Genomic DNA, 6,532 nt, shown 5'->3' on the forward strand with positions numbered 1-6,532 from the left:
CTTTTTTAATTTAAGCAATAAACAATTTTTAGTATTGAATATCAATTAAAGATTTTAACGGAATCAAAACTCCATTCTTAATTTGTAAAAATTTATCCGTAACAGACCAAACAGTCGTCTCAATTTTCTTAGGACCTTGATCTGTTTGAAATGTAATATATGCTTTCGATTTGAATTCGTTTCCTAATCTTACTGCACCATTCAATTTGTTTGCCTCTACCGTTACTTCGTCTTTTGGCGCGTCTAAAAATTTATAGTTTCTTACTTCTTCTTTTTCGATAAGTTCTGCTTTCATCATTTTTTTAAATTTTGGTTAATTTAATCTTCCATAACACATGTATGAAATTAATCATATTTTTCAATAAACCATAACTTTCGTCATATTTTTTTGAACTTAATTAGAATTATTCAAAATACAGACCAAAATCAATTTTATGAAATTAAAATTGGATTAGAATATTAATCTTTTCTTCAACATATTAATCTGAAATAATATTATAGAAATCACTAAATTTGCAGAATGTCAGACGAAAAGAAATTTAAATCCGGTTTTGTAAACATCATAGGAAATCCAAATGTTGGGAAATCTACTTTGATGAATATGTTGATGAAAGAGCGTTTGGTTATCGCAACACATAAAGCGCAAACGACGCGTCATCGTATCAAAGGTATTTTGACAGGAGAAGATTATCAGATTGTATTTTCGGATACTCCTGGTGTTTTGGATCCTGCTTATGAACTGCAAACAAAAATGATGGATGCAGTAAATGAATCGTTGGTGGATGCCGATGTGATTCTTTATGTTGTAGAAATTGGAGAAAAACGATTGAAAAATGAACAAGTTTTCGAACGTCTGCAAAAAACATCTACACCAATTATTTTATTGTTGAATAAAATTGATACAGCTACGCCAGATCGATTGAATGAAGCGGTAGAATATTGGCACGAATTATTACCAAAAGCAGAGATTTTACCTATTTCTGCAAAAGAAAACGTGAATGTAGATTTGTTGATTAATAAGATCAAAGCAATTATTCCAGAAGGGCCACAATATTATCCAGAAGATCAATTAACAGACCGTTCGGAGCGTTTTATTGTAAACGAAGTAATTCGCGAAAAGATTTTATTAAACTATCAAAAAGAGATTCCTTATTCTGTTGAGGTAGTAACAGAACGCTTCAAAGAAGATTTGAATTTAATTTCTATCGAAGCTGAAATTTTTGTAGAACGCGATTCTCAGAAAGGAATTATTATTGGACATAAAGGAGAGTCTTTATCGAAAGTAGGAAAAGAAGCAAGAGAAGAATTAGAAAAATTCTTTGATAAAAAAGTATTCTTGAAACTTTTCGTGAAAGTGCGAAAAGATTGGAGAAGCAAAGAGAATGATTTGCGTCGTTTTGGTTATTAAAAACGATTAAAAAATAGATAAGTCTTGAGAAATCAAGACTTTTTTTGTGGCTTTACCTAAATTTTAGTTGTAAATTTATAGAACAAAATCTATTCTAGAATTTAATTATTATGGCTAAAATATTATTTCCAACCGATTTTTCGGAAACAGCGAACAATGCTTTTTTGTATGCGTTAAACCTTGCAAAAGTTCTCAAAACTAATATTAAGTTAGTCTCGGTACAATCAAATCTTAAAAATTATCTTGAAGTTACAGAAGAAAACTTCGAAAATTATATCAATAAACTTAAAAATATTGCAAAAGAAAATAATCTTGAACACGTTAAAATAGAGAGTTCTTTGGTTGTTGGCGATTTGTTGTTGATGATTTTGGATATTATCAACAAAGAAGATATACAATACGTGGTGATGGGAACGAATGGACAAAATAGTTTAGGCAAAAAGTTTTTTGGTTCTAACACGGTAAATGTCATTAACAATTCGCCTGCACCTGTGTTGGTTGTTCCAAATAATGTAAAATTTAAAGAAGAAAGAAATTTTGCTTACGCTACATTGTTCAATCAAAAAGAAGCAAAAGCTTTATCGCAAATGGAAGAAGTGACAAAACGTTACGATAAATTGTTGAACATTGTACATGTTGATGATAAATCGATTACTCCACAAATGTTAAGCGTGAAAAAAGAATGGGAAGAAGAATATCCTGAAGCGATGATTACAATTGAACCGAATAAAGATGTAGAAGATGGTTTAATCAATTATTGTACAAAAAACAACATCGATGTTTTAGGTGTTGTTCACCGTGAATTATCGTCTTTCGAAAGATTATTTACAATCAATCATAGCCAACGATTATTATCGAGTGCAAATGTTGCATTATTGGTTTTTCAGGAAAGTAAATAAATCAAAAACACAAAAATTTGAGCGGAGAATTCTCCGCTTTTTTGATTGGCTAAATTTTTGCAACAAATTTTCAAAACACTTTTATGACGGAACTTCAGAAAATACAAAACCTCAAAAAACATAAAGCTATTGCGACAGGATTATTCATTTTGATGGCTTTTATTTACTTTTTGATGGTTTATCTAAGTCAACATTCACCTGTGAAATGGATCGGATATGTGGAAGCATTTGCCGAAGCAGCGATGGTTGGTGCGCTTGCCGATTGGTTTGCGGTTACAGCTTTGTTCAAATATCCGCTTGGACTTAAAATTCCGCATACAAATCTGATTGAAAATAGTAAAAATGCAATCGGAGATAATTTGGGACAGTTTGTAACTGAGAATTTTTTGACACCATCTACAATTCGTCCATATATCGAGAAATTAGAAGTTGTAAAATATGCAGCAGATTGGTTGAATAAAGCTACGAATCAAGAAATGTTGCAAGAAGAATTGATTAATTTCTCCAAGAAAATTGTCAAAGATTTAAATGATAAAGATGTCGTTGATTTTATAACCTTGAAAGGTGATGAAATTTTGAAACAATTTGATTTACCTGAATTAGTATCATCAAGTTTAGAGTATATTTTAGAAAAGGAAAAACACGACGAAATTTTAGAAGCAATCATTCCAAAAGCGAAAGAGTATATCTTAGAAAGTGATTTGATTATTAAAGATAAATTAAATGAAAAACATCCTGTCATTTCATTTTTTGCTGGTAAAAAAATATCGAAAGGAGTAGTGGAAGGCGTGGTTAGTTTTTTGGATGAGGTTGAAGCGGACAAAGAGCATCCAATTCGTCATAATATCGAACGAATTATCCGAGAAAATATTCAGAATATAAAAGAATCTCCCGATTGGAAATTTAGGTTAGAATCGCTTCGAGATGATTTTATCACAAAAGAACGATTGAATGATTATGCTTTGGATTTGTGGTTGGCGATTAAACAAAATTTGACTGAAAGTTTTGATGATGATAATTCTGCAATGCAAGTTTACATTAAAAAAAATATAATAAAATTGACCGAGAATTTGAACGATAACCAAGAAATGATTGATAAGATTAATGGTTGGGTGCGTCATTTTATTTACCGTATGATTTTACGAAATGTCAAAGAAGTAGAAAGTTTGATTAGTAATACCGTTGATAAATGGGAAGGAAAAGAGTTGAGCGAAAAGCTAGAATTGGAAGTTGGGAAAGACTTGCAATTTATTCGGATTAACGGAACGTTGGTTGGAGGACTTGTTGGTTTAGTTATTTACACGATTACGCAATTGGTATTTCATTAAAATTTAAAAGCTCGAGAATCTCTCGAGCTTTTTCAATTAACAACTATAAATATTACTTAACTAAATTAAGTTTTTCATCTGCTTTCCAAATTCTATTTTCTAATGTATAACTTTTTGGTACGTAAACTACGATTGGTAATTTGCTATTGTAACGCGTCTGCAAAGATTTTGCGTGTACAATTTTTCGACTGATTTGTTGTCGCTACATCCCATTAAAGTTCCTGCTATATTTCCATCAGTTTCGAAATTGAAATAATCATAACCCCAACTATCAACAGTTTTTTGATCAAAACTTCCACTTAAGAAAAATTGATTACAAGAATCAACCTTTGTTTTTTTCCCAGCAAATATTTCAACTAAATAGTTTTCTTCATTGGCTTGTGGTTTTAAAGTGATAATTTTCTGTTCATATCCATCTTTTGCTTTTGGATACATTGAATAATCTATTTTCATATTTTTTTGTGCGAATGTTACCATAACCATTAATAATGCTAAAACGCTAAATACTTTTCTAAGTTTCATACTAATTTGATTTTATTTGTTTTTCTATTAGTAAGATGCGAAAGTTGGGTGAATGGTTGTGTGAGGGAATGTTAAATATTTGTGAAATAAAAAAAGAGGATTATTTAAGAAACCGTTTAGTTGATGATTATCTTGAAAATGAGCTTTGTTTGTTTGAACATGAAACAGATCATTTTACAGTTAATAAGGAAGTTTCTGAGGAGTACAGGGGTTTGGTAGATGATAAATTACATAATGATCCTATTGATATTCATATCATAGATAAAGCACAAAAAAATTCGTGGGGTAAAAACACCAAACCATATTTTGCAATTGAATGCAAAAGATTAACATCTTCATCAGTTACGGAATATGTTACAGACACAAAAAAATTTACTGAAAGGAATTATACAAAATCCTTCTTTAACTCATATAATGCTATTCGGAAAAATAAATCAAAAACTTTCTTCAAATTCGGATATTGAAACTATTAAACAGCTAGAAAATCTAATGATTAAAAATGGTTTTGATGCATCGTATTTATCAGAACACAAGAAAAAAGATCGTTCTTTATTTTCTATTTTTCATTTGTTTTTTGATTATTCCAAAATAATACAAAACTAGCAGTAACTACAGATTATTGAAGGAGTAATCTTAAAGAATTGTAAGTTTTCAATAAAACATGGACATCTAATACCTAAATTTGAATTGTGAAACAGAAACTTTTAGATTTGAAAAAGAACCCAAGCATCATGTATATTTAATGCTGAGACTTTCCAAATAAGAATTCTCTCACTAAAATTCATTCTTTTTCCAACCGCTTTTTTCCAATACACATTCAGTACACTTGCAAAAAAAACTGATTTTCCTGCTTCTTTTAATTCACACTATATTTTCGTATTTTCGTTTTATATATAACCTAAACTAAATATGACAAAATGCTACTATTCATTTAAAACTTCTAAACTCGGAAAATTTAAAAATTTATTTTCTGGAGTTTTCGGAATATTGAAAAAAAAGCAATTAAATGCCTGCGCATTTCTATTATTATTTAGTTTAGGTTTTGGGCAGTTCAATTATAAAAATTATTCTAATTTATTTAAAGATAACCCCAATGAAATCCTCAATCGTTGGCAAAAAGATTACAAAATAGAAAAAGATGCAAGCAATAGAGCCGATCTATTAATATTTGTTTCTGAAGTGTACAGAATACAGGGAGATTACAACAATATGATTGTTTTTATAGACAAGGCTGCAGAAGAAGCAGAAAATGTAGATGATAAGCTCTTACACGCAGACCTTAATTCGTATCGTGCTTATGCCTATTTTCTTATTGATGCACTTACAAAATCGGAGGAACTTACACTCAAACAGATTGAATTAGCCAAAGGTTTGAATAACGAAAAAGATCGTAATTTATTGATTTTAGATGCTTACAGCCAATTGGGGAGCATAAAAAAGAAACAGAAAAAATATCCGGAAGCTATAGAAAATTATAAAAAAGGGTTATCCATTTTAAAAAGGATTGAAAATCTAGATACTTATAATTATGCTGATCGGTATGGTGGACTCAATAACAATATTTCTGCAACATTTACACAACAAGGAAACCTTGATTCGGCAAAATTTTATATAAAGAAAGTAGAAGCCATTCCCAATCTCCATAATGAAATACCTAGATTATATGGTATTTCCCAACTTGCATTAGGCGAATTGTCATATCAAAATAACAAATTGGAAGAAGCTCAAATGTATTTTCAGAACGCTTTACCTATTTTTGAGAAAGACAAATATTCAGACAAGTTATTAAAACTCTATCGTATATTAAATAATCTTTACACCAAACGAGGAGATCGAGAGAAAGCTTTGAAATATGAAAAACTGCAAATGCTGCAAACCCAGCAGTTGGACTATAACAAAGTGGAAGCGGTAGACGTAATTGTAAACAATCTGGAAAAAGACAGAGAAAAAGCAGAGAAAAAAGCAGAAACAAGAATTGCTGTCATTTGGTGTTTAATTGCTTTTTCTCTATCTGCTTTAGTTGGATTATACGTTTATCTAAAAAGAAAAAAAGAAAAACAGAAACTGCTTTACCAACAGATCATTTCCAAACTCGAATTACAATTAAATGAAAAAAATACCATTACCGATATTAATTTTCTGAAGGAAAATCAATACCAAAAATCCAATAAGCAACCCATTTATCAAAATGATGAAGCCCCAAAAACCAGTTTTATATCTGACACTACGGAGCAGGAACTCATCAAAAAACTTCAAAAATTTGAAAAGTCTGAGAAATTCACCAACAAAGAGCTCAGCATTTCCCTGTTGGCAATTCAATTAGGAACCAATACCAAATATCTTTCCGAGGTTATCAGTAAACACTATAATAAAAA

At 30.2% G+C, this 6,532-nt stretch carries 7 protein-coding genes; 5 read left to right on the plus strand and 2 right to left on the minus strand.

Features of this window, described 5'->3' with window-relative positions; genetic code table 11:
• Positions 1-28: 28 nt before the first annotated feature.
• Entirely contained in the window at positions 29-298 is a 270-nt protein-coding gene (locus tag N5D03_RS14395) for a hypothetical protein (RefSeq protein ID WP_038334819.1), read from the minus strand.
• Positions 299-520: 222 nt separating this feature from the next.
• Here N5D03_RS14395 and era point away from each other — a divergent pair, with 222 nt between their 5' ends.
• From era to N5D03_RS14410, 3 genes are all read left to right on the plus strand, one after another.
• The gene (gene era / locus N5D03_RS14400) at positions 521-1,408 is read left to right on the plus strand and encodes a GTPase Era (RefSeq protein ID WP_038334822.1); all 888 of its coding nucleotides are present in this window, start codon (positions 521-523) and stop codon (positions 1,406-1,408) included.
• Positions 1,409-1,518: 110 nt separating this feature from the next.
• Positions 1,519-2,307: a universal stress protein gene (locus tag N5D03_RS14405; protein WP_280052054.1), complete on the plus strand. Its 789-nt coding sequence runs from the start codon at positions 1,519-1,521 to the stop codon at positions 2,305-2,307.
• A gap of 83 nt (positions 2,308-2,390) precedes the next feature.
• Positions 2,391-3,635 carry a DUF445 domain-containing protein gene (locus N5D03_RS14410; RefSeq protein ID WP_280052055.1) on the plus strand — a complete coding sequence of 415 codons (1,245 nt, stop codon included), beginning with the start codon at positions 2,391-2,393 and terminating at the stop codon, positions 3,633-3,635.
• A gap of 126 nt (positions 3,636-3,761) precedes the next feature.
• Here the strand turns inward: N5D03_RS14410 and N5D03_RS14415 are convergent, their stop codons facing one another.
• Complete coding sequence (locus tag N5D03_RS14415) at positions 3,762-4,157, minus strand: ecotin family protein (RefSeq protein ID WP_280052056.1); 396 nt, start codon at positions 4,155-4,157, stop codon at positions 3,762-3,764.
• A gap of 44 nt (positions 4,158-4,201) precedes the next feature.
• On the opposite strand from N5D03_RS14415, the gene N5D03_RS14420 reads away from it, so the two are divergent.
• Positions 4,202-4,621 carry a hypothetical protein gene (locus N5D03_RS14420; RefSeq protein WP_280038173.1) on the plus strand — a complete coding sequence of 140 codons (420 nt, stop codon included), beginning with the start codon at positions 4,202-4,204 and terminating at the stop codon, positions 4,619-4,621.
• A gap of 445 nt (positions 4,622-5,066) precedes the next feature.
• On the plus strand, positions 5,067-6,532 hold a 1,466-nt coding region (locus N5D03_RS14425), incomplete at its 3' end, for a tetratricopeptide repeat protein (RefSeq protein ID WP_280052057.1).

It is taken from the genome of Empedobacter sp. GD03861, assembly GCF_029840885.1.
Classification (GTDB): domain Bacteria; phylum Bacteroidota; class Bacteroidia; order Flavobacteriales; family Weeksellaceae; genus Empedobacter; species Empedobacter falsenii_B.